Below are 23,689 nucleotides of genomic sequence, written 5' to 3'. Positions count from 1 at the left end.
GCCCGGTCACAACATGGCACCGGGCGTGAGTGAATCAAGCGGCCGGAGGCGGCTCGACGTCCGAGGGGGCTGGTTGGACATCCGCTCCGCGCATGGCATCGTCCCGCTCGAGCTTCCGGTAGCGCATGACGCCGATGGGGATCGTCAGCAGGAAGAGAATGGTGATCAGGGCCAGCATCTCGAACGGGAAGCTGATGAGCAGGCCGAAGGCCGCCACCGACAGCACGAAGATCGGCAGAACCCACTGGCGCGGTACGTACTTGCCCATGGTCTTTCCCGAATAGGTCGGGATGGTCGAGACCATGAGGAAGGCAATGCCGACCGTGTAGATCAGGACGACGGGAGCCACCGAGGAATTCTGGACCGGCGTGCCGAGGAACGAGAGATAGAGCGGCAGCAGGGCACACATGGCGCCCATGGGGGCCGCCATGCCGACGAAGAAGTTCTTCTTCCACTCAGGCCGGTTGGGATCGTCGATCATGACGTTGAACCGGGCCAGGCGCAGGGCTGCCGCGATGGCGAGCACGATGGAGCCGATCCAGCCGAGCGAACGCAGTTCGTGCAGGACGAAGCTGTAGAGAATGAGCGCCGGGGTGACGCCAAAGTTCAGGAAATCCGCCAGGGAATCGAGCTCCGCGCCGAAGCGGGAGGTGCCCTTCAGGAGCCGCGCGATGCGTCCGTCCACGCCATCGAGGAAAGCCGCAACGATCACCGCCAGCACGGCCTGCTCATAGCGCCCCTCGAAGGCGAGCCGGATCGCCCAGAGGCCCAGGCAGAGGGCAATGAGGGTGATGATGTTGGGGGCGATCATCCGGAACGGAACGGGCTTGAAGAGCCGCTTGCGCGGTTCGTTCGGATCCGGGGCGAAGGGAGGAAAGAGGTCACTCATGGCAAAAACCTAGGAGGAGCCAGCCTGACCGGCAAGGAGAGCTGAGCAGTGTGCAGGTATGGGAGAAGCGCAAACTGCTGTGGACAGTTCCGTCCAAGGGCCCGCGGGAGCGGAAAACCGACCCCGCAGGCGACACTTTCACTGACGCGGATCTCCGATTCCGCACGAAATGCTAGCCGGTCCGGTACTGACGGGCGGGCTCGTTGGCAGTCAGATCCGCCAGGACCGTCTCGCCGGCCACCGCCGTCTGGCCGAGCCCCACGAGGATCTGGGCGGAGAGCGGCACGTAGATGTCGAGGCGCGAGCCGAAGCGGATGAGGCCGAAGCGCTCGCCGGTGCTCAACGTATCGCCCACCTTCACGAAGGAGACGATGCGGCGCGCCACGAGGCCTGCAATCTGCACCACGCCGACGCGGGTGCCCGCCGTCTCGATGACGAGGGCGTTGCGCTCGTTGTCCTCGCTCGCCTTATCGAGCTCGGCATTGAGGAAGAGGCCCGGCGTATAGAGGATCTGCTCGATCCGGCCCGCGACCGGCGAGCGGTTCACGTGGCAGTCGAACACGTTCATGAAGACCGAGATGCGGGTCATGGGCTCAGGCGGCAGGCTGAGCTCGGCCGGGGGAACCGCCGTGGTGATCAGGTTAACACGCCCATCGGCCGGGGAGATGACGAGGCCTTCGCGCATCGGGGTCACGCGCGGCGGATCGCGGAAGAAGTAGCAGACCCAGACGGTGAGAATGGCGCCAATCCAGCCGAGCGGCGACCAGAGCCAGGCCAGGACGATGGTCGCGAACAGCGCGATCAGGATGAAGGGATACCCCTCCTTGTGGATCGGGACGAAGATGCGGCGCATCGATTCCAGAATATCGGTCATTCTTTGAAGCCTTTATCGAGTTTGCGTGGGATGGCAGGCGCGGGCGCTTCCGTCAACCTGCCACGCTTTCCTCCCCACGCTCCTCTTCCTCGGCGCGCTTCAGGGTCTCGCGGGCCTGATCGGCCTCGCGCTGGCGGTTCCACATGGAGGCGTAGACGCCGCCCAGAGCCAGGAGGCTGGTGTGATTGCCCCGCTCCACCACGCGGCCATGGTCGAGAACGATGATCTCGTCGGCCCCGATCACGGTGGACAGGCGGTGGGCGATGACCAAGGTCGTACGGCCACGGCTCACCCGGTCGAGGGCGTCCTGGATTTCCTTCTCCGTAAAGGTGTCGAGCGCCGAGGTGGCTTCGTCGAGCACCAGGATCGGCGGGCCTTTGAGGATCGTGCGGGCGATGGCCACGCGCTGCTTCTCGCCGCCCGAGAGCTTCAGGCCGCGCTCGCCCACCGGCGTGTCGTAGCCCTCCGGCAGAAGGCTGATAAAGCGGTCGATCTGAGCAAGGCGCGCGGCCTCCCTCACCTCCTCCGGGGTCGCGTCCCAGCGGCCGTATTGGATGTTGTAACCGATGGTGTCGTTGAACAGCACCGTGTCCTGCGGGACCATGCCGATCACTTTGCGGAGCGAGGCCTGCTGCACGTCGGCGATGTTCTGCCCGTCTATGAGGATGCGGCCGCTCGTGGGCTCGTAGAAGCGGAACAGCAGGCGCGAGATGGTGGACTTGCCTGCGCCCGAGGGACCGACGATGGCGACCGTATGGCCGGCCGGCACTTCGAAGCTCACGCCTTTGAGGATCGGACGCTCCGGAATATAGGAGAAATGCACGTCCTCGAAACGCACGACGGCCTGCTTGATCTCGAGCGGCTTCGCGCCTGGCTTGTCCTGGATCTCGGGGTTCTGCTCGATGATCCGGAACATGTCGTCGATGTCGATGAGCGCCTGCTTGATCTCGCGATAGAGCATGCCCATGAAGTTCAGCGGAATGTAGAGCTGAACCAGCATGGCGTTCACGAGCACGAAGCTGCCGACGGAAACGCGGCCCGCCATGATGTCCTGCGCCGCGAGCACCATCACGATCGCCATGCCGATCGAGAAGATCACGGCTTGGCCTGCGTTGAGCACGGCGAGCGACGTATAGGTCTGCGTCGAGGCCTTCTCGTAGCGTTCCATGGAGCGGTCGTATCGCGCGGTTTCCCGCTGCTCAGCCCCAAAGTATTTCACCGTCTCGTAGTTCAGCAGCGAGTCGACCGCCTTCGTATTGGCATCGGTATCGGAGTCGTTCATCTGCTTGCGGATCGAGATCCGCCACTGCGTCGCCTTGTAGGTATAGGCGAGATAGATCACCACCATCACGAAGACGACGAGCGAATAGACCCAGTCGAATTCCCAGGCGAGGAGACCGAGCACCAGCACGAATTCGAGAATGGTCGGCACGAGCGTCAGCACCATGAGGCGCGACAATTCCTCGATGCCTTCGCGGCCGCGCTCCAGCACGCGGGTGAGACCGCCGGTCTTGCGTTCGAGATGAAAGCGCAGAGACAGGCGATGCATGTGCTCGAAGGCTTGGAGCGCGAGATTGCGCACCGCATGCATGGCGACCTTGGCGAAGAGGCCGTCACGCACCTGGGTCAGCACCGCCATGAGGATGCGGGTGACGCCGTAGATGATCGTGAGCAGGATCGGCGACTTCCAGAGCCATGAGCCTGAGGTGGCCGCGGCTTCGGTGGCCTGATTGCCGCTACTCGTCACGGCCACGAGCGCATCCGTCGCCCATTTGAAGGCGAAAGGCGTGACCATGGTCACGCCCTTGGCCACGAGCAGCAGGCCGAAGGCGATGAAGACGCGGCGCTGCAGATCGGGCCGCCCCTGCGGCCAGAGATAAGGCCAGAGCTTCGTCCAGGTCGCAGCCAAGCCGCTGGCTTTTCGCACGGCGGCGCTTGTCGAAGGGACGGAAGTGGTGGGGAGCATGACCAGAGAATCCGAATGAGTTGTCGGACCCCGATATAAGGGATCGGAAACAGGAATTCACCCCGCTCCGCCCGCAGCCCTGCCCTGACCTAGTTGGTCTTCTGGTTCTGATCGGCAGGAAGCACGAACACCTGACCAGGGTAGATCAGGTTTGGATTGCGGATCTGGTCCTTATTCGCCCCGTAGATCACGGTATAGCGGTAGCCCGAGCCATAGATCCGCTGGCTGATCCGCCAGAGATTGTCGCCCTTGGAGATGATGGCCGTGTTGATGTTGGGGATCACGACCGTGCCGGACGCAGCGACCTGGGCATCGGTCGCGGACTTCCCATCAGCCTGCGGCTGAGCGGATGCAGCCGGAGCTTCGGGCTGGGCCGAGGCGACCTGAACCGGGACGGTGAAGCCCACTTCGGCCCGGGATTTCACCTGGCCTGAGACCGGGTCCACATCATCGAGGCGGATTCGATATTCGCCTGGCCGTACGCCGGAGCCGATGGAGAAGGACACCTTGCCGTCGCCTCCTGCCCCACCGGGTGCGATGAGGGTATCGTTCAGATAAAGGCGCACCGTCGCACCCGGAGCCGATTGGCCGGAGACGAAGAGCCTCCCTGCCTCGGTTTCAACGCTGACGATCTTGATCTCAGGCCGAGGCGCAGGCTGAGCCTGGGGTTCGGGCGCGGCATTCGCCTGCGGCTGCGGTTGAGGAGCCGCTTGAGCGGGCTCTGCCGTTTGCGCCAGCTGCTCGGGCTGCTTTGGCGTGGTCTGTGCAACCTGCGGCTCGGGCGGCTCGGGATTCGAGAGAACCACCGTCGGCTGATCCGGCGAGGTCAGGGTCACCAGAGGCCGTTTCTGGGACGCATCGATCACCACCGTCACGCTCTGGTGCGAGCGCTGGCGAACCCCATCCGGCGCGATGGATTGCAGCACGACTTGATGGGAGCCTGGCGGCAGGGCCGGCGGCACAATGGCAAAGAGGCCCGAGGCATCGGCTACGGCGCGGGCATGGACCTGATCGCCCCTCAAGAGCTCGATGGTCGCCCCTGGAGCGGCCCGCCCGGCGATCACGCTCTCGCCGTTGGGCTCCACGCGCACGAGATCGAAGGACGGAACGATGGGAGCCTCGGCAGGCTTCGCATCGGCGGCTTTCGGTTCGGGGGCTTTGGCAGGCGGAGCTTGCGGAGCAGAACTCTGTTGCGGGGCAGGCTGCTGGAGAGTAGCTTGAGGCGTTGCCGCACCGCGAGTCTGCTCAGGAGCGCCGGGCCACGCCCAATAAAGCGCGCCAACAAGAACCGCGACGACGCCGGCGGCTGCCGCGCCGATGATCGCGATGGTTCCTTTAAGCTCTGTCGCCTGCGCCATAACGCTTTTTCTCAACTCCGGCACTTTCATGCATTTAAGCCGTTTATCTTTCAAAAGGCTACGGCCATAAAGGGAATATAATGTTTTATGATTCAACGCGGGAGGCTCCCCGCCTCCCCGAAATGCCCATGTCAGATCAAAAGCCTGTCAAATCCATCTGTGTGTATTGCGGCTCCGGTTTCGGAGACGATCCCGTCTTTGCTGCGAATGCCGCGGCCTTGGGCCGCGCCATGGCCGAGCAGGGCATCAATCTCGTCTATGGAGGCGGCAATGTGGGGCTCATGGGCACCGTCGCTCAGGCCGTTCTCGATCATGGCGGCTATGTCACCGGCATCATCCCGGACTTCCTGAAATCCCGCGAGAAGCTTCTCGACGCGGTGCAGGAAACCATCGTCGTGCCGGACATGCACACCCGCAAGCGTCTGATGTTCGAAAAGGCCGATGCCTTCGTGGCGCTGCCGGGCGGCATCGGAACGCTGGAAGAACTCGTCGAGCAGATGACCTGGGCACAGCTCGGCCGTCACACGAAGCCGATCCTGATGCTCAGCACCAAGGGCTTCTGGAAGCCCCTGCTCACGCTTTTCGCCCATATGCGCGAACAGGGCTTTATCCGCCAAGGCCTCGAACTCAGCTACCTCGTGGCTGAACAGGTCGAGGATGTGATTCCGATGATCGAGGCCGCCGCGCGGCGCATCGGCATCGTCGAGAATGCCGACCTGATCGAGACGAAGTTCTAAGGAACGCCGCTCATCCTGCGCGGGAGAGAACGAGCCCGCCCAGGATGAGACCTGCCGCGACAATGCGCTGCCAGGAAATCGCCTGTACGGGCAGGCCGAAGGCTCCAATCGCATCAAGGACGAGAGCCGCAACCACTTGGCCGAGGATCAGAGCCGCCACGGTGCTCACCGCACCGAGCTGCGGCACGCCCCAGATCACGATTGCCACATAGAACGCGCCTAAGAATCCGCCGAGCCACGCCCACCAGGGCGCGGAAGCCAGGGCGCTGCCGGAAGGCCATACGCCGCGAAAGGCGCTGAGGATGGCAAGCACCAAGAAGCCGACACCGAAGGAAATGCAGGCGGCCAGCAGGGGATCGCCGAGCGCACGGGCGAGTGCGGCATTGATGGGAGCCTGCGACGACAGAAAGACGCCGCCGATGAGAATGCCGGCGAGCGGCAGCAGGAGCGAGATGTTCATGGATCGTCCCGGTCTTTGGATGAGGCTGTTTGCGGCTGATGTTCAAACTCCAACCTCATCCTGAGGAGCCGCTGAAAGCGGCGTCTCGAAGGAGATTCCAGAGCACACTGGATCCTCCTTCGAGACGCTCGCTGCGCGACCTCCTCAGGATGAGGGCAGTGTTTCCTAAGGCAGGTCGCTAAAGCGTCGCCCCACCCTTGAGCAGCTTGTAGATCATGGAATCGGTCAGTGCCTGGAACGAGGCATCGATGATGTTGGCCGAGACGCCGATGGTGGTCCAGCGTTCGCCAGTGGCATCCGTGAATTCTATGAGCACGCGTGTCACGGCGTCCGAACCGCCCTGATAGATGCGCACCTTATAGTCCACCAGTTCCAGATCCTGAATCAGGTTCTGATACTTGCCGAGATCCTTGCGAAGCGCCACGTCGAGCGCGTTCACGGGGCCGTTGCCTTCGGCGGCGGAGATGAGAACCTCATCGCCCACACGCACCTTCACGATGGCTTCCGAGGCCGTGACGAGTTCGCCCATCGCGTTGTAGCGGCGCTCCACGTTCACCGAGAAACGCTCCACATCGAAGAAGGCCGGCACCTCGCCCAGCATGCGTTTGACCAGCACATAGAAGGAGGCATCCGCTCCTTCGAAGGCGAAGCCCTCTGCTTCTTTCCGCTTCACCTCGTCGAGCACGCGGGCGATACGCGGATCGCCCTTCTCCAGCTCGAAGCCGCAGCGCTTGAGTTCGGCAAGGATATTTGATTGGCCACCCTGATCCGACACCAGCACTTTCCGCACGTTGCCGACGACTTCCGGCTCCACATGCTCGTAGGTGCGCGGGTCTTTCAGCACGGCGGAGGCATGAATGCCTGCCTTGGTCGCGAAGGCGCTCGCGCCGACGAAGGGCGCGTGGCGGTTGGGCTGACGGTTGAGGATCTCGTCCACCTGCCGAGAGACATGGGTGAGTCCGCTCAACGCCTCGTCCGTCACGCCCAGTTCGAAGCGAGAGGCGTAGCCGTCCTTCAGCTTCAGCGCGCCGATGAGCGTGATGAGATTGGCATTGCCGCAGCGCTCGCCCAGACCATTAAGCGTGCCCTGGATATGGCGCGCGCCCGCCTCTATCGCCGCCAGGGAATTGGCAACGGCGCAGCCGCAATCGTCATGAGCGTGAATGCCCACATGGGTGCCTGGCACAACCTTGGTGACGGCCTTGACGATCTCCATCACCTCATGAGGCAGTGTGCCGCCGTTGGTATCGCAGAGAACGACCCAGCGCGCACCGGCCTCGTAAGCGGTCTTCGCGCAGGAGAGCGCATAATCGGGATTGGCCTTGTAGCCGTCGAAGAAATGCTCGCAATCGACGATCACCTCGCGGCCTTTGGCCCGCGCCGCCTCGACGCTGTCGTGAATGCCGGCGAGGTTATCCTCCAGCGTCGTCTCGAGCGCCACGTGAACGTGATAGTCCCAGGACTTGGCGACGAAGCAGATCGCATCGGCCTCAGCCTCCAGAAGCGCCGAAACGCCGGGATCCGTCGAAACCGAGCGCCCTGCCCGCTTCGTCATGCCAAACGCCGTGAACTTGGCTTTCTTCGTGCGCTTCTCAGAGAAAAAGGCGGTATCCAGCGGGTTCGCCCCCGGATAACCGCCTTCCACGTAATCGATGCCGAGCTTGTCGAGGAGCGTGGCGATCGCGCGCTTGTCTTCAAGTGAGAAGTCCACACCCGTGGTCTGCGCGCCGTCGCGCAAGGTGGTGTCGAAGAGATAGACGCGTTCAACGCTCATGACGACATCTTCCTGTCCTCGGCGGGTGCGAGGCGTTTTTCCATGGTGGTGGTGCCGAGCCACTCGTCGCCGAGCGAGAGGGTGTTGCGGCGCTGCGGCTGGAAGCCCTGCTTCTGGAAGAAGGGCTGCGCGTTGTCGCTGACCTCGGCCACGAGGCGCGCCGCGCCGCGTGCGGTCGCGAGCTTCTCGACCGCATCATAGAGCATCGTGCCGATCCCCTGCCCGGCCACGGCGGGATGCACATGGAACAGCTCGATCAACTCGTTGTCTTTCAGCGCAATGAAGCCGACGGCCGACCCCTCGAGCGTCGCCACGAGGGTGAGATCCTTCGCCAGTTTCTCGGCGAAATCCTCTTCCTCGGATTGCCCCATCCAGGCTTCCTGCTGGGCGTCGCTGTAATCCTCGCCCGTCAGTTCCTCGATGCTCGCCTGGAAGATCTCGACGAGCACCGGTACGTCGGCGGGAAGGAAGGGACGAAGCCCCGGTTTCGGCAAAGACTGTCCCATCAGCACATCTCCTGCACGAATAAGCTGCAGCTTACACCTTCGTCATCACCGGCCTTGTGCCGGTGATCCCGATAAGGAGAAGCGCAGCGCTCTTCCAGAACGGGATGGCCGGGACAAGCCCGGCCATGACGGTGGAGAGATTGAAAGGTCATCGCCCAACCTCCCAGGTGGTAGTGCCGTCCTTGTTGTCCTTCACGACAACATTGAGCGCGGCGAGTTCGTCGCGAATGCGGTCCGACTCGGCCCAGTTCTTCGCGGCGCGCGCCTCCTTGCGAGCGGCAATCAAGCCCTCGACCACGGCGGGATCGACGGTGAGCGAGGCTTGCTTTCGCGCCTTCCATGCCTCGGCTCCTTCGAGGAGGAAGCCGAGCGCGCGCAGGTTCGCGCCGAGCTCTTCGTGGGCCCCCTGCCCGTCGAGGGCATGAAGCTCCGCAAGCATCTTCGGTGTGTTGAGATCGTCCGCGAGCGCCTCGACGATCTGCTCCGACAGCTGAGCCGATCGCCCATGGCCCGCCATTTCGTACCAGCGGTCGAGGGTCTTCTGGGTTTCCTCCAGGCCCTTCTCGGTCCAGTCGATGGGCTGACGGTAATGGGTGCGCAGCATGTTGAAACGCAGCACCTCGCCCGGCCATTGCTGAAGCAGGTCGTTGATGGTGAAGAAGTTGCCGATGGACTTCGACATCTTCTCGCCTTCCACCTGCAGGAAGCCGTTGTGCATCCAGACATTGGCCATGCGCGGCGTCTGAAACGCGCAGCAGCTCTGCGCGATCTCGTTCTCGTGGTGCGGGAACACGAGGTCGATCCCGCCGCCATGGATGTCGAAGATCTCGCGCTCCGTCGGATCGCTGCAGGAAAGCCGCGTCGCAAAGGCCTGGACCAGGTGCTTCCACGACATGGCGGAGCACTCGATATGCCAGCCGGGACGGCCCGGGGTCCTGATGCCGGCCGGCGACGGCCAGGCCGGATCCTGCGGACCGGAGGGCTTCCAGAGCACGAAATCCATGGGGTCGCGCTTGTAGGGCGCCACGTCCACGCGGGCACCGGAGAGCAGTTCGTCGAGGGAGCGCTTGGAGAGGGCACCGTATTTCGGCAGGCCGGGAAGCTTCTGCATGCCGGCGACGGAGAAGAGCACGTGCTCCTCTGCCACGTAAGCGTTACCCCGTTCGATCAGCCGCTCGATGATCATGCGCATCTCGTCGATGTGCTCGGTGGCCCTAGGTTCCACGAAGCTTGGCCTTTTGCCGGGGACGTTCACGTCCTCAGGCATCAGGACGCCGAGCGCGCGGATATCGGCGTGGAACTGCTCCTCCGTCTTCCGGGTCACCTCGCGGATGGCGTGGTTGTGGGGCAGGTCCGGGTAATCGCGGGCGGCGCGGGCGTTAATCTTGTCGTCCACATCCGTGATGTTGCGCACATACGTGACCTCTTCCGTACCGTAAACATGCCTCAGCAGACGGAAGAGAAGGTCGAAGACGATGATGGGGCGGGCGTTCCCGATATGCGCATAGTCGTAAACCGTGGGGCCGCAGACATACATGCGCACGTTCTTGGGGTCGATCGGGACGAACGCGTCCTTCGACCGGGTGAGCGTGTTGTAGAGCTTCAGCTGGGGCGCCATGAAACCAAATCCCTGTCAGGCCACAAGGCCGGAGGTTGGTTTCATTCTTGGAACGAGAACGAGACGGCTCCAGCCAGCGTGGTGCGCTAGCCGCAAATAATCCCGGAAATGAGGATCGTTGCCGTGTTCATGAACCAATCAATGCCCCGTCCGGCGACAGGCGTCAAGGTTCCCGTGCTGAAGAGCACAATTGCTTTGCAGGCATGCAAGAAACGGGTCTTTACCAAACCCGTTAGAGCTTTATTCACGGGGCTCCGTGACAATAAAGCACGTATTCAATCAATGAGGTTTTCTATGCGCCGCGCATTTGCCGTGCTCGGATTGGGCACAGCCATGTTCATTGGAGCCGCGTCCATGACGCTGCTTCCCAACGGCACTCAGGCCTCATCGACCGAAGCGACCTTCCTGGTTCCCGCCGCCGATGGCTACGGCGTCGCGGAATGCCTCATCTCAAACCAGGCTTGTGGCCAAGTTGTGGCAGATACCTGGTGCGAGGCTCAAGGCTACACCCGCGCGACTTCCTTCCGCCAGGTCGAGGCTGAGGAGACCACCGGCTCGATCCGCAAGGTATCCGTCACAGTTCCCGAGCATCGTCCGATCTCGATCACCTGCTCGAACTAATGCTCTATACTGGCTTATCGTCATGGTCGGGCGTGTCCCGGCTATCCGCTCTTGTTCACATCGTCAATGACACCCTCCGCGTCATCCCCGTCTTGGATCCGCAGCGCTTCCAAAGACGTGGATGCCCGCGCCAAGCGCGGGCATGACGAGGGAGTGTCGGTGAAAGAATGTTCTCTGTTCGTTCTTGACAATTGTCCTAAGCTCGGCTATATCCTGTCCTGTCCCGGCTCACCGAGGGGCGCGCTCGCGAGGCGTCGCAGGTGGCGGAGCCGGGGCACGGTCCTGCGGAGGAGGCTGAACGCCAGCCCACCGGCAGGAGGCCGCCCGCAGGTCCCGAGCGACCGCTGCGGTGTCCGCCTAAAGAAGCCGTGCGCGAGGAGCCGTCGGGTTCCAAGCATCATCATCAGACATCGAGCCGGACCGCTCCTCGCGCCCCCCTCGACCCATTCACCCTCGGCAGGCTCGCCAGCCCCGAGGCCGCTTCCGCGCGCTCTTTGATATCGCCCTCCGCCATCGCCTTCCTGGGTCATCCCCGGCGGTCCGCAAGGACCGGGAACGGGATCCACCCTCACGCGCTACGCTCTGGTTTCCCTTCCCCTCCGATGGCTGCGCCATCTCCGGCCGGGAATGACGCTCTCCCCATCATGGCCGGGCCATGATCCGGTCATCCACGCCCTCAGGGCACAGGGCGATAAAGACCTGGATGCCCGGCACAAGGCTGGGCATGACTGCAAGGACAAACGCCCCCTTTACCTGTTCAGCCAGTCGCCGCATTTCGGCGGAACCTCGGCGCCCCAAGGCATCAGAGGTACGGTGGAAGTCGAGTTTTTCGGCGAACCTTCAATCGGCCGATCCGAATAGACCATGTAGACCAGGGTATTGCGCTTCACGTCACAGCCGCGGACGATCTGCATGCGCTTGAAGATGAGCGAGCGGCGCTCGCTGAACACCACGTCGCCCTGGCCGAACCGCTGCTTGAACTTCACCGGACCGACCTGACGGCAGGCGAGCGAGATGTCGGACACCTCCTCCGCCATGCCGAGGGTGCCGGAGATGCCGCCCCGCTCGGGGGTCGTGTAATGGCAGGCCACGCCTTCCACGAGGGGATCGTCGATGCCGTAGACGGCGAGCTTGTCGTCAGGCGTCAGCGCGCGCCAGACGGTGGATTTCTTGAAAATCAGATCCGGCTCCTGGGCCGCAGCGCCGGTGACTGCCCCCACGACGAGGGTCAGGGCCAGAGCGATTCGAGCAAGCATTCCCGTTGTCTCCTGATGTTACGCTGTCATGTGGGAATGCTGTCTGCCTTTGACGAGGGCTATTCGGCGTGATGGCTGCAAATGCAGATCTTGTTGCCGTCGAGATCGCGGAAGTAAGCGCCGTAATAGTTGCGGTGATAATGGGGCCTCAATCCAGGCCCGCCCTCATCCGTCCCGCCCTGCTTCATCGCCAGCTCATAGCAGGCATCGACCAGTGCCCGCTTGGAAGCGAGCAGGGCGATCATGGAGCCGTTGCCCACGGAGGGCTCTTCCCTGTCGAAGGGCCGTACGACCAAGAGCTGGGGACGGCCGCCCGGCAGGCCATAGCCCACCATATCCTCGTCCGTGAACCGAACCTCGAGCCCCAGGGGAGCCAGCACGGCATCGTAAAAGGCGCGCGCTCGCGCCAGGTCATTTGCTCCAACAGTCGTATGGGAGTACATGCAGGGCCTCGTCAGGGTCGTTTTCGACGGGCAGGCTAGAGGCCTTCCCCCGGAGCCGGCAAGACGGTAATCACAATAGGGCCCCATTCCGGCGTCAGATGACCAGCTTCCTGGCCATGGCGCCGTATCGGACCCGATTCTGCGATCAGCTTGATGACAAAGACATTCTTTCTCCGCACCCTCCTTGCCGTGACGGCCTTCCTGGCCGCCGGACAGGCAGCCCTCGCCCAATCGCCCGAGTGCCAGCGCTATCGCGCGGAACTGGCGAATCTCGAGCGCAGCGGCGGCGGGGCGCCGTCCGGGCAGATGCAGGCCCAGCGGGCGGAGATCAACCGTCTGGTGCGCTACTACAGTTCCATCGGCTGCGAGCGGGGTCCATTGGGCTTCTTTGCGGGCCCTGCCCCGCGCGAGTGCGGCTCCATCGCCGCACAGATTCGCCAGCTCGAGGCCGGCTATGCCCGCCTTGCCCAGCAGTCCCTCGATCCCGCTGATGTGGAGGCGCGCCGCCGCCAGCTTCAGGCTGCCGTGCAGCAGACCTGCTCCACCGAGCAGCCCCGCGGCTTCTTCGAATCGCTCTTCGGTCCCCCGCGCGGTCAGCAGCAGCAGGAGATCGCCCCCGAAGGCCAGCCGATCATCGCCGATGAAGGACGGCCTGCCCTCGGCGGCGGTCGTCTGATTTGCGTGAAGACCTGCGACGGCTCGTTCTTCCCCCTCACCACCCCGCCCGGCGGCCAGCAGAGCGCCGACGAGATGTGCCAGGCCCTCTGCCCCGGCACGGAAACGACGGCTTATGCTTATCCGGGCGGCGACGACGGCCTGACACGCGCCGTCTCGCTCTCGAGCAATAAGGCTTACACGTCGCTCGCCAACGCCTTCAAGTTCCGCAAGTCCTTCGACGAGAGCTGCGCCTGCAAGAAGCCCAACGAGAGCTGGGCGGTCGTACTGCGCAAGGCCGAGGGCATGCTGGAGCAGCGCAAGGGCGACGTGATCGTGACGGCCGAGAAGGCGGAGGAGATGTCGCGTCCGAAGGCCGTGCAGGCCCGCAAGGCTGCAGACAAGAAGGCAGACGAGGAAGAGAAGGCCGCGGCTGAGAGCGCGGCCTCCGCTCCGACCGCGAGCAAGGAATCCTCCGGTATCGGTCCGCAATCGATCGAGACCACGCGCGTGGTCGGCGAGAATGAGGGCAACAAGCAGGAGGTCGTCACCGACAGCGGCCAGAAGAAGACAGTGCGCGTGATTGCGCCGAACCTCATTCCGGTGCCGAACCCGCAGAACTGAGGACGGATTGGTCTGTCATCCCGGACGGCGAAGCCGATTCGGGATCGCAGACAGAACAGAGAGCGCCCTCTTCTCCTCTGACACCCCTCGTCATGGCCGGGCTTGTCCCGGCCATCCCAACACAGAAAAGCGCAGCGCTTCACCCATCGGGATCACCGGCACAAGGCCGGTGATGACGGGGGAGTTCGTACGGCATTTTTATGCTATCAGGCTCGTCATGAAACCGCTCGATCATTCGCGAATCCCGAACGCCTCCGGTGCATCCGACCCGATCATCTCGGTCTCGGGGCTTTCCAAAACTTACGCCTCGGGTTTCCAGGCCCTGCGCAATATCGACCTGGATATCCGCCGGGGCGAGATCTTCGCGCTGCTCGGCCCCAATGGCGCAGGCAAGACGACGCTCATCAGCATCATCTGCGGCATCGTCAATCCGAGCACCGGTACTGTAACGGCCGATGGGCACGACATCATCCGCGACTACCGTCCCGCCCGCACCAAGATCGGCCTCGTCCCACAGGAGCTTACGACCGACGCTTTCGAGAGCGTGTGGGCGACGGTGAACTTCAGCCGCGGCCTTTTCGGCAAGCCCGCGAACCCCGCCTATGTCGAGAAGATCCTCAAGGACCTCTCCCTCTGGGAGAAGAAGGACACGAAGATCATGGCGCTATCCGGCGGCATGAAGCGCCGCGTGATGATCGCAAAAGCACTCTCGCACGAGCCGAAGATCCTCTTCCTCGACGAGCCGACCGCAGGTGTCGACGTGGAGCTCAGGCGGGACATGTGGAACATGGTGCGCGGCCTTCGCGAGAGTGGCGTCACCGTCATTCTCACCACCCACTACATCGAGGAGGCCGAGGAGATGGCCGACCGGATCGGGGTGATCAACAAGGGCGAGATCGTCCTGGTCGAGGACAAGGACGTGCTCATGCAAAAGCTCGGCAAGAAGCAGCTGACCCTGCACCTGCAGAGCCCGCTCGCAGCATTGCCCACCGATCTGCAATCCGAGCACCTGCAGCTTTCCGCCGATGGCACGGACCTCGTCTACACTTTCGATACGCAGAGCGAGGAGACAGGCATCGCCACACTGCTGCGCCAGCTCAACGAGCATGGCATTGATTTCAAAGATCTTCACACCTCCGAGAGCTCGCTGGAGGACATCTTCGTCAGCCTGGTGAGGGGGCGCTCGTGAACGTTTACGGCATCAAGGCCATTTATCTCTTCGAGATGGCCCGCACCTGGCGCACGCTGATGCAGAGCATCGCCTCGCCGGTTCTCTCGACCTCGCTCTATTTCATCGTCTTCGGCTCGGCCATCGGATCGCGCATGGCCCATATCGATGGCGTGAGCTATGGCGCTTTCATCGTACCGGGTCTCATCATGCTCTCGCTCCTGACCGAGAGCATCTCCAACGCGTCGTTCGGAATCTACATGCCGAAATTCACCGGCACTATTTACGAGATCCTCTCGGCCCCCATTTCGGCCATAGAGACGGTGATCGGCTATGTGGGCGCGGCAGCCACGAAGTCGGTGATCATTGGCACCATCATTCTCGTCACCGCACGGCTGTTCGTGGATTTCTCCATCGAACATCCCGTCTGGATGATCGCCTTCCTGGTCCTGACCTCCGTCACCTTCAGCCTCTTCGGCTTCATCATCGGCATATGGGCCGACAGCTTCCAGAAGCTGCAGGTGATCCCCCTGATGATCGTGACGCCGCTGGCCTTCCTCGGCGGCAGCTTCTACTCCATCAACATGCTGCCGCCCTTCTGGCAGAAGGTCGCTCTGTTCAACCCGGTGGTCTATCTGGTCAGCGGCTTCCGCTGGAGCTTTTATGGCGTCGCCGACGTGGATGTCGGCATCAGCCTCGGCATGACGCTGGTGTTCATGGCGGTCTGCCTTGCCGCTGTCTGGTGGATCTTCCGGACGGGCTACAAGATCAAGGCGTAATGCTAACTCTCCACGTCATCACCGGCCTCGTGCCGGTGATCCCGATCGTGTGAGACGGTGCGCTCTTCGGATCGGGATGGCCGGGACAAGCCCGGCCATGACAAGAGTGTTTCCTGCTCGTTACGCCGCCTGCCCCGACAACCGAGCCCTCGCCCGCTCGGGGCCGATCAGCGGCAGGAGATTGCCGAGTTCCGGACCGTGATCGAGACCCGTGAGCGCGAGGCGCAGCGGCATGAACAGCGCTTTGCCTTTTACCCCTGTCTTCGTCTTCACGGCTTCTGTCCAGGCTTTCCAGGTCGTGGTATCCCACGGCCCATCCGGCAGCACTTCGGCGGCCGCATCGATGAAGGCGCGATCCTCGATGACGGGTGTCACCGGCCCACGCACGACCTTGGCCCATTCCGCTACATCGCGAACCTTCGTGAGATTGCCGCGCACGGCATTCCAGAATACTTCGCCGAGATCCGCATCGAGCGCCGCAAGACGCTCTCGCACGGTCTCGTACGGCATCTCATGGATGAGACGCGCGTTGAGATGCTCCAGCTCGCTCTCGTCGAACTTCGCAGGCGCGCGGGAAATGTGCGAGAAGTCGATGAGCTTGGCGAGTTCGTTGAGATCGGCCACGGGACGCACGGCCTCAGCGGAACCGACAAGCACGGCAAGCGACGCCACCGCCTGCGGTTCAAGGCCCGCATCGCGCAGGCCCTTCACCGAGAGGTGACCGAGGCGCTTGGAAAGACCCTCACCACTCGCGGTGATCAGCAGGCTGTGATGCGCGAAGGTGGGAATACCAGCACCGAGTGCATGGAAGATCTGGATCTGTACCGCCGTGTTGGTGACGTGGTCCTCGCCGCGGATCACATGAGTGATCTTGAGGTCGATGTCATCGACCACCGATGGCAGCGTGTAGAGATAGGTGCCGTCCTCGCGCACCAGCACGGGATCGGAGAGTGATCCACAATCCACGTGGCACTCGCCGCGCACGAGGTCGTTCCACACCACGTTCGTGTGGTCGAGACGGAAACGCCAATGAGGCTTGCGGCCTTCGCTTTCGAGCTTCGCGCGCTCTTCGTCCGTGAGCTTCAACGCAGCGCGATCGTAGATCGGCGGAAGGCTGCGGGCGAGCTGACGCTTGCGGCGAAACTCCAGCTCCTCCGGCGTCTCGTAGCAAGGGTAGAGACGGCCGACATCCTTCAGCTGCTCCGCCGCGGCATCATAGAGATCGAAACGCTGCGACTGCCGCACGGTGACATCCGGCGGGATGCCGAGCCATTGGAGATCGGCCTCAATGGAATCGGCGTATTCCTGCTTCGAGCGCACGAGGTCCGTGTCGTCGAAGCGCAGGATGAAGGTGCCGCCTTCCCGACGCGCGAAGAGCGCGTTGAGCAGGGCCACGCGGGTATTGCCGATATGGATGTGCCCGGTCGGAGACGGGGCGAAGCGAACGATGGGCTTGGACATAAGCGAACCCTATGGCGAAGGGAGCCGGGCAGTGCAAGAGGTGAACAGTTCAGACAAGAGGCTCTCCGTCATTTCCCCTCCCCCTTGCGGGGAGGGATAAGGGGTGGAGGTGGTGCGACCGGATGCGAAAGCCTTCCTCACGTCATGGCCGGGCTTGTCCCGGCCATCCCGATCCGAAGAGCGCACCGTCTCACACGATCGGGATCACCGGCACAAGGCCGGTGATGACGTGGAGGGTGTCGAGGGCTCTAAACGTCCAATGAGCCCATGCGTGGTTTGCCGATGGCCCGCTCCAGGGCTTCGTCCCTCTGATCGGCGACGAGGCCCTGATCCCGAAAGCGGTTCACGATGGGATAGCGGCGGTCGCGGCCGAAATTTCTGCGCGTGACCTTCACGCCCGGCGCCGATTGTCGGCGCTTGTATTCGGCGATGTAGAGCAGGCGCTCGATCTTCTTCACCACCTCAAGGTCATAGCCCTTGGCGACGATGTCGGATACGCGAAGCTCCTCCTCGACCAGGCCGCGCAGGATCGCATCGAGATCCTCATACGGCGGCAGCGAGTCCTGATCCTTCTGGTTCTCGCGCAACTCCGCAGAAGGAGTCTTGGTGAGGATGTTTTCAGGGATCACGATGCCATCCGGGCCCAGAGCCCCCTTCGGCTTCCACCGGTTGCGGAGCGCGGACAGGCGGTAGACCTCCATCTTGTAGAGATCCTTGATCGGGTTGAAGCCGCCGTTCATGTCGCCGTAGATCGTGGCATAGCCCACCGACATCTCGGACTTGTTGCCCGTGGTCACCACCATGGCGCCGAACTTGTTCGAGATCGCCATGAGGATGGTGCCGCGCGCGCGGCTCTGGAGGTTCTCCTCCGTGATGTCACGCTCCCTGCCCTGGAAGAGAGGCTGGAGCGCGGCCTCGAAGCCCTCCACGGGATCGGCGATGGGCAGGATGTCGTAGCGCACGCCCAAGGCCTTCGCGCAGGCCTCCGCATCACGCAAGGATTCACCCGAGGTGTAGCGGTAGGGCAGCATCACGCAATGCACGCGCTCAGCGCCCAGCGCATCGACGGCCATGGCGGCACAGATCGCGGAATCGATGCCACCGGAAAGCCCGAGGACCACGCCGGGGAAGCGGTTCTTGTCCACGTAATCGCGAAGGCCGAGGACGCAGGCGGCATAATCAGCCTGTTCGCCCTCCTCCACCGTCATCATGGGGGCCTCGCGGCACAACCAGCCTTCCTCGCCCTTTTCCCAGAAGGTGAGCGCGATCATCTCCTCATAGGCAGGCAACTGGCAGACAAGCGAGCAATCGACGTTGAGGACGAAGGAGGCGCCGTCGAAGACGAGTTCGTCCTGGCCACCGACCTGATTGAGATAGACGAGCGGCAATCCGCTTTCCGTCACGCGCGCGGCGGCAATGTTGAAGCGCTCGTCCGTCTTGCCGCGCCAATAGGGCGAGCCGTTGGGAACGAGGAGCATCTCGGCTCCCGTTTCGGCCAGGCACTCGACCACGTCGCCGGTCCAGATATCCTCGCAGATCGGAATGCCCAGCCGGATGCCGCGGAAATTAACGGGTCCCGGCAAGGGGCCGGACTCGAAATTCCGCTTCTCGTCGAAGACGCCGTAATTGGGCAGATCGACCTTGAAGCGTACCGAGATCGCACCGTTATCGAGAAGCGCATAGGCGTTGTACAGTTCGTCCTTCTCGCGCCATGGCAGGCCGATGAGCATGCCAGGACCGCCATCCGCCGTCTCGCGGGCGAGGCGCTCGAGCGCGGCGCGGCAAGAATCCTGGAAGGCAGGCTTGAGCACGAGATCCTCGGCGGGATAGCCCGCGAGGAACTGTTCGGCGAACATCACGAGATCCGCTCCCATCCGGGCAGCCTCCGCGCGGGCATAACGAGCCTTTTGCTCGTTGCCGGCGACATCGCCGACGGTGGGATTGAGCTGCGCGAGAGCGATCTTGAGTGTGTTCTGAGCCATGGCACCCGAAGAATTAGCGCGCTGCCGGATGCGCAGCAATGCAAAGCCTGAGCTATCCCGTGAGCTTAACGCCGAATGGATCGCTCCGATCCATCAAAGCTGAAACGGCAGAAAAAGCGGCTCGCAGCAATTTGCGGAACCCAATATAGCTCAGGTCGTTGTCCTCACACGTTTTGGACAATGGAGGCAACCATGTTTAAAGGCGCTTTGCTTTGGCTCATCGGCATTCCTCTGCCGATCATCCTTATTCTCTTCTTCATGGGCTGGCTGAGCTGAGTTGAGTATTGCTCAGCAGCCTCACGGATAAAGCAAAAGGGGCGCCGAAAACGCCCCTTTTCTTTTATTTTTACTCAGCCGCCAGAGCGGTGGGCCTTTCCCTTGACTGGCGCTCGCGCTTGATCAGTTCCGAGGTCAGGAAGGCGATTTCCAGTGCCTGCTCCGCGTTGAGGCGCGGGTCGCAATAGGTGTGGTAGCGGTCGGAGAGGTCCGCATCGGTGAGCGCGCGGGCGCCGCCGGTGCATTCCGTCACGTTCTTGCCGGTCATCTCCAGGTGGATGCCGCCGGCATGGGTGCCTTCCGCCTGATGGATGGCGAAGAAGTCCCTCACCTCGCCCATGACGCGCTCGAAGGGGCGCGTCTTGTAGCCCGAAGCAGCCTTGATCGTGTTGCCGTGCATCGGATCGCAGGACCACACCACCGTGCGGCCTTCCTTCTGCACCGCGCGGATCAGGCCCGGCAGATGATCGGCCACCTTGTCCGCGCCGAAGCGGCAGATCAGGGTGAGACGGCCAGCCTCGTCCTCAGGGTTCAGGGTGTCGATGAGCTTGAGAAGCCCGTCCGGCGTGAGCGACGGGCCGCACTTGAGGCCGATCGGGTTCTTGATGCCGCGCATGTATTCCACATGGGCATGGTCCGTCTGGCGGGTGCGGTCGCCGATCCAGAGCATATGGCCGGAGGTGGCGTACCAGTCACCGGTGGTGGAATCCACGCGGGTCAGGGCCTCCTCGTAGCCGAGCAGCAGGGCCTCGTGGCTGGTGTAGAAATCCGTCGAGCGCATCTCGGGATGCGTTTCGGGATCGATGCCGATGGCCCGCATGAAGTTGAGGCTCTCGGTGATGCGCTCGGCCAGCTCGCTGTAGCGCGAGGATTGCGGCGAATCCTTCACGAAGCCGAGCATCCAGCGATGCGCGTTCTCGAGGTTCGCGTAGCCGCCCGTCGCGAAGGCGCGGATCAGGTTCAGCGTCGCGGCCGACTGGCGGTACGCCATGAGCTGGCGGCGCGGATCGGGCGTGCGGGCCTCAGGCGTGAAGGCGATGTCGCTGATGATGTCGCCGCGGTAGCTCGGCAGCTCGACGCCGTCGATGGTCTCGGTCGCGGAGGAGCGCGGCTTGGCGAACTGGCCGGCCACGCGGCCGACCTTCACCACGGGCGAGCCGCCCGCATAGGTGAGCACCACGGCCATCTGCAGGAACAGGCGGAAGAAATCGCGGATGTTGTCGGCGGAGTGTTCGGCGAAGCTCTCGGCGCAGTCGCCGCCCTGGAGGAGGAAAGCCTCGCCCTTGGCCACTTTCGCCAGCTCGCGCTTCAGCTTGCGGGCCTCGCCCGCAAAAACCAGCGGGGGAAAGCCGGCGAGCTGCTGCTCCACGCTTTCAAGCGCCTCCGGGTCCGGATAGGCCGGGACCTGCTGGATCGGCTTGTGTCTCCAGCTATCAGGCGTCCACCGCTCAGTCATGACACTTACCCCCGTGTCGTTTGTATCCTCTCGTTCACCGCAACAAGCAGCACGAAAAGGCACCTATACACGACATAAATAAAAAGGCGAGTGCCGAAAGGCCGCGTCTTTTCGAAACTCCGTTCACCCTACCGCAACCGGCTTCTTGACCACCACTGGCGTGCGCATGGTCACCAGCTCCTCCGCAGCTGTCGGATGAACGGCGACGGTGCGGTCGAAATCGGCCTTGGTGGCCCCCATGGTAACGGCAATCCCAGCAAGCTGAATCAGCTCGCCCGCATCGTGCCCCATGATGTGGACGCCTACGACCTTGTCGGTGGCCTTGTCGACGACGAGCTTCATGAGCACCCGTTCGGAGCCGCCCGACCGGGTGGCCTTCATGGGCCGGAACGCCGTCTTGTAGACATCGATATCCCCGTAGACCTGTCGGGCTGCCGCCTCGCCGCAGCCGATCACGCCTATTTCGGGGGTCGAAAAGACGGCCGTGGGGATCAGGTCGTGGTCGACGATAGTGGGCTTTCTGCCGAACACAGTGTCTGCAAAGGCGTGTCCCTCGCGGATGGCGATGGGCGTGAGATTGACTCTATTGGTCACGTCGCCGACCGCATAGATCGAAGGGATAAGCGTCTGAGAATAGGTATCGACCGGGATCGCCCCCACCTCGTCGACAGTGATGCCTACCTTCTCGAGGCCGAGCCCCTTCGTGTTCGGCCGTCGGCCTGTCGCAACCAGCACTTGGTCGACGGTAACCACGGAGCCATCGGACAAGGTCGCGGCAATGCCGTCTGCAGCCTTGTCCAGGCGCGTCACAGTCGTCTTGAGAGCGAGATTGATCCCGCGCTGAGCATAGGCCTCACCCAGGGCATCGCGCACATCCTCGTCGAAGCCGCGCAGGAGCTTGTCGCCCCGGTGAACCAAGGTCACGTCGCTCCCGAGCCCCGCAAACACGCCGGCGAATTCCACGGCGATATAGCCGCCGCCGACAACCATGATGCGCCTCGGCTGGGTTTCCAGATGGAAGACCTCGTTCGAGGTGATGCCCAGCTCACCGCCCGGAATGGCGGGCTCCAGGGTCGGATGCGCGCCGACCGCTACGAGGATGTAGCGCGCGCGGATCCGGGCGCCGGTCTTGAGAATGTGGATCGTATGCGCATCCTCGATCACGGCGCGGCTGTTGATGGTCTCGACCCCGGCCCTTTCGAGATTGGCCCGGTAGATCCCCTCCAGCCGGTCGATCTCTTCGTCCTTGTTGCGGATGAGCGTCGCCCAGTCGAAGCTCGTTTCGCCAACAGTCCAGCCGAACCCGGCCGCATCGTGGAATTCGTCGGCGAAGCGGCTGGCATAGACCATGAGCTTCTTGGGCACGCAGCCGCGAATGACGCAGGTTCCACCGATCCGGTACTCCTCCGCGATCATCACCTTCGCGCCGTAGTTCGCGGCGATGCGAGCGGCGCGGACACCACCCGACCCCCCTCCGATGACGAAAAGATCTACATCGAACTGGGTCATGACTTGGTCTCCGTTTGGAATCGGCTGGCAGCTTGCATCCATATAATGGCTGCGCCAAGCGATGCTGCCCACCATCCCTGCCAAGCGCCATGACCAACGAGTGCTACCGGGCCTGCTCCGGCTATCAGTGCCATGGAAGCGCACCTGGTCAGGTGGGGTAACCGCCAGACCGCCCGCAGGGTGAGAAACGCAATAAACACCGCAATAGCGGCACCGATCGCACCAAGCTCCACCCAGATCTGCAGAGCTGCATTGTGAGGATGCCCGATGTTCAGCATCCGCTGATGCTCCACTGGCACCTTCTGAGCAATGGTGGTTTCCGCCATGCGCGGGCTTATGCCGAAGCCGGAGCCCAGAATGGGCTTCTCCCGCACCACATAGCCGAAGCTCTGCCAGAGTTCCACCCTCTCCTTCGAGTGGCTGCTGGCCATTTTCTCATGCATTGCGGGGGGGATCAGTTGAGCCGCAATGGGACCGACGAGAGGAGAAACGCAGAAGGCCACCAGGACGGCGAAGGCCACCAAGACAAAGGTCACTCGTGGCACAAACCAGGCCATGGGAAAGGTGAGGCAGATGATGGCCAGCCCCAGAACGGCGGCATCGCTTTCGGACTGCATCACGACTGCAGTGAGGAACAGCAGCAGAGCCAAGCCCCAGACCGCCCCTCTCCGCAGATCGTCGAGGATCCAGGCCGTCAGAGGCAGGGCCAGCATGAGCAGCGTCAACACAGGGCGATTGAAAATAAAGGGATCGGCACGCACGCCGATGGCCTTGCGCAGAACCAAGCCCGTTCCGAGCTCCGCCACAATGATGATGCCCGACAACAGGAAGGTGCCGGCCAGAATCCAAAACATCTGCCGCGTCAGATACTTGGGTAAGGTCAGAGCCAGGATCAGGGCGGCCGCAATCGGCAGCCAAAATTCCCCGAAGGCGCGAAGGGAAACGGATCCGAACTCACTCCAACCGACGGACATCAGGGTCCAGCCAACGAACGCAAGCACGGCGAGCCCCAGAGGCGAGGTCAATGCCGCTGAAAGGCGCCGCAGGAAAGGGCGGATCCGTCCCTCAAGGCTCGTCGCCACCAAGCAAAGGACAGCGCTCAGGACCACATACACAGGACTGGAGCGGTGGGCGATCGACATTCCTAAGGGCGTAATGGCCAGGCTCACCATGGCGGCGCGCCAAAAACGTTCGGCAACGCGAAGCCGCTGGCTGGTCATGGGGACGTCAATGAAGGCCATAAGAAAGTGCGCTCTCCGTTAGGGTCTTACATCAGGC

Annotated in this window: 21 protein-coding genes; 6 read left to right on the top strand and 15 right to left on the bottom strand. The window is 63.0% G+C overall.

Annotated features, from left to right (window positions below; genetic code table 11):
* Positions 1-34: 34 nt before the first annotated feature.
* The 4 genes from DC522_RS04715 to DC522_RS04700 form a co-directional block, all read right to left on the bottom strand.
* Positions 35-889 carry a phosphatidylcholine/phosphatidylserine synthase gene (locus tag DC522_RS04715; protein ID WP_116527546.1) on the bottom strand — a complete coding sequence of 285 codons (855 nt, stop codon included), beginning with the start codon at positions 887-889 and terminating at the stop codon, positions 35-37.
* Positions 890-1,061: 172 nt separating this feature from the next.
* Positions 1,062-1,763: a phosphatidylserine decarboxylase gene (locus tag DC522_RS04710; protein ID WP_116527545.1), complete on the bottom strand. Its 702-nt coding sequence runs from the start codon at positions 1,761-1,763 to the stop codon at positions 1,062-1,064.
* 52 nt (positions 1,764-1,815) lie between these two features.
* On the bottom strand, positions 1,816-3,729 hold the full coding sequence (locus tag DC522_RS04705; protein WP_116527544.1) for an ABC transporter ATP-binding protein/permease: 1,914 nt from the start codon (positions 3,727-3,729) through the stop codon (positions 1,816-1,818).
* Positions 3,730-3,818: 89 nt separating this feature from the next.
* Entirely contained in the window at positions 3,819-5,087 is a 1,269-nt protein-coding gene (locus DC522_RS04700) for a LysM peptidoglycan-binding domain-containing protein (RefSeq protein ID WP_116527543.1), read from the bottom strand.
* 128 nt (positions 5,088-5,215) lie between these two features.
* Here DC522_RS04700 and DC522_RS04695 point away from each other — a divergent pair, with 128 nt between their 5' ends.
* On the top strand, positions 5,216-5,824 hold the full coding sequence (locus tag DC522_RS04695) for a TIGR00730 family Rossman fold protein (protein WP_116527542.1): 609 nt from the start codon (positions 5,216-5,218) through the stop codon (positions 5,822-5,824).
* Between the two features lie 10 nt (positions 5,825-5,834).
* Here DC522_RS04695 and DC522_RS04690 read toward each other — a convergent pair whose 3' ends face one another.
* From DC522_RS04690 to cysS, 4 genes are all read right to left on the bottom strand, one after another.
* Positions 5,835-6,284, bottom strand: a complete 450-nt coding sequence (locus DC522_RS04690; RefSeq protein ID WP_116527541.1) for a DMT family transporter — start codon at positions 6,282-6,284, stop codon at positions 5,835-5,837.
* Positions 6,285-6,462: 178 nt separating this feature from the next.
* On the bottom strand, positions 6,463-8,058 hold the full coding sequence (cimA, locus tag DC522_RS04685) for a citramalate synthase (RefSeq protein WP_116527540.1): 1,596 nt from the start codon (positions 8,056-8,058) through the stop codon (positions 6,463-6,465).
* Entirely contained in the window at positions 8,055-8,564 is a 510-nt protein-coding gene (locus DC522_RS04680) for a GNAT family N-acetyltransferase (RefSeq protein ID WP_116527539.1), read from the bottom strand. The genes cimA and DC522_RS04680 overlap by 4 nt, the downstream gene beginning before the upstream one ends.
* Before the next feature lie 148 nt (positions 8,565-8,712).
* Entirely contained in the window at positions 8,713-10,182 is a 1,470-nt protein-coding gene (cysS, locus tag DC522_RS04675; RefSeq protein WP_116527538.1) for a cysteine--tRNA ligase, read from the bottom strand.
* Positions 10,183-10,476: 294 nt separating this feature from the next.
* Between cysS and DC522_RS04670 the strand changes: the two genes are divergently transcribed.
* Complete coding sequence (locus tag DC522_RS04670) at positions 10,477-10,803, top strand: hypothetical protein (RefSeq protein WP_116527537.1); 327 nt, start codon at positions 10,477-10,479, stop codon at positions 10,801-10,803.
* A gap of 749 nt (positions 10,804-11,552) precedes the next feature.
* Here DC522_RS04670 and DC522_RS04660 read toward each other — a convergent pair.
* Positions 11,553-12,059: a CreA family protein gene (locus tag DC522_RS04660; protein WP_116527535.1), complete on the bottom strand. Its 507-nt coding sequence runs from the start codon at positions 12,057-12,059 to the stop codon at positions 11,553-11,555.
* Positions 12,060-12,118: 59 nt separating this feature from the next.
* A complete protein-coding gene (locus tag DC522_RS04655) occupies positions 12,119-12,502 on the bottom strand; it encodes a VOC family protein (protein ID WP_116527534.1) in 384 nt (127 codons plus the stop codon).
* Between the two features lie 153 nt (positions 12,503-12,655).
* Between DC522_RS04655 and DC522_RS04650 the strand changes: the two genes are divergently transcribed.
* The 3 genes from DC522_RS04650 (at position 12,656) to DC522_RS04640 (ending at position 15,727) form a co-directional block, all read left to right on the top strand.
* Positions 12,656-13,780: a DUF2865 domain-containing protein gene (locus DC522_RS04650; RefSeq protein WP_116527533.1), complete on the top strand. Its 1,125-nt coding sequence runs from the start codon at positions 12,656-12,658 to the stop codon at positions 13,778-13,780.
* Between the two features lie 217 nt (positions 13,781-13,997).
* The gene (locus DC522_RS04645; RefSeq protein WP_116527532.1) at positions 13,998-14,969 is read left to right on the top strand and encodes an ABC transporter ATP-binding protein; all 972 of its coding nucleotides are present in this window, start codon (positions 13,998-14,000) and stop codon (positions 14,967-14,969) included.
* Positions 14,966-15,727: an ABC transporter permease gene (locus DC522_RS04640; protein WP_116527531.1), complete on the top strand. Its 762-nt coding sequence runs from the start codon at positions 14,966-14,968 to the stop codon at positions 15,725-15,727. Before DC522_RS04645 ends, DC522_RS04640 begins: the two co-directional genes overlap by 4 nt.
* A gap of 120 nt (positions 15,728-15,847) precedes the next feature.
* Here DC522_RS04640 and gltX read toward each other — a convergent pair whose 3' ends face one another.
* Complete coding sequence (gene gltX, locus DC522_RS04635) at positions 15,848-17,188, bottom strand: glutamate--tRNA ligase (RefSeq protein ID WP_116527530.1); 1,341 nt, start codon at positions 17,186-17,188, stop codon at positions 15,848-15,850.
* Between the two features lie 248 nt (positions 17,189-17,436).
* Entirely contained in the window at positions 17,437-19,170 is a 1,734-nt protein-coding gene (locus DC522_RS04630) for an NAD+ synthase (protein WP_116527639.1), read from the bottom strand.
* A gap of 75 nt (positions 19,171-19,245) precedes the next feature.
* Here DC522_RS04630 and DC522_RS34235 point away from each other — a divergent pair, with 75 nt between their 5' ends.
* Positions 19,246-19,446 (top strand): hypothetical protein, encoded by a 201-nt coding sequence (locus DC522_RS34235; protein WP_133239225.1) that lies wholly within the window; start codon positions 19,246-19,248, stop codon positions 19,444-19,446.
* A 70-nt stretch (positions 19,447-19,516) separates the two neighbouring features.
* On the opposite strand, the gene DC522_RS04625 is transcribed toward DC522_RS34235, so the two are convergent.
* The 3 genes from DC522_RS04625 to DC522_RS04615 form a co-directional block, all read right to left on the bottom strand.
* Positions 19,517-20,902 carry a class II 3-deoxy-7-phosphoheptulonate synthase gene (locus DC522_RS04625; protein ID WP_116527529.1) on the bottom strand — a complete coding sequence of 462 codons (1,386 nt, stop codon included), beginning with the start codon at positions 20,900-20,902 and terminating at the stop codon, positions 19,517-19,519.
* A gap of 123 nt (positions 20,903-21,025) precedes the next feature.
* Positions 21,026-22,411, bottom strand: coding sequence for a glutathione-disulfide reductase (gor, locus tag DC522_RS04620; protein WP_116527528.1), 1,386 nt, complete (start codon positions 22,409-22,411; stop codon positions 21,026-21,028).
* Entirely contained in the window at positions 22,408-23,652 is a 1,245-nt protein-coding gene (locus DC522_RS04615) for an O-antigen ligase (protein ID WP_116527527.1), read from the bottom strand. The genes gor and DC522_RS04615 overlap by 4 nt, the downstream gene beginning before the upstream one ends.
* Positions 23,653-23,689 lie beyond the last annotated feature (37 nt).

It is taken from the genome of Microvirga sp. KLBC 81 (genome assembly GCF_003075415.1).
Taxonomy (GTDB): Bacteria; Pseudomonadota; Alphaproteobacteria; order Rhizobiales; family Beijerinckiaceae; genus Microvirga.
Note: the sequence above shows the minus strand (reverse complement) of the source record. Positions and strands in the feature narration are given on the sequence as shown.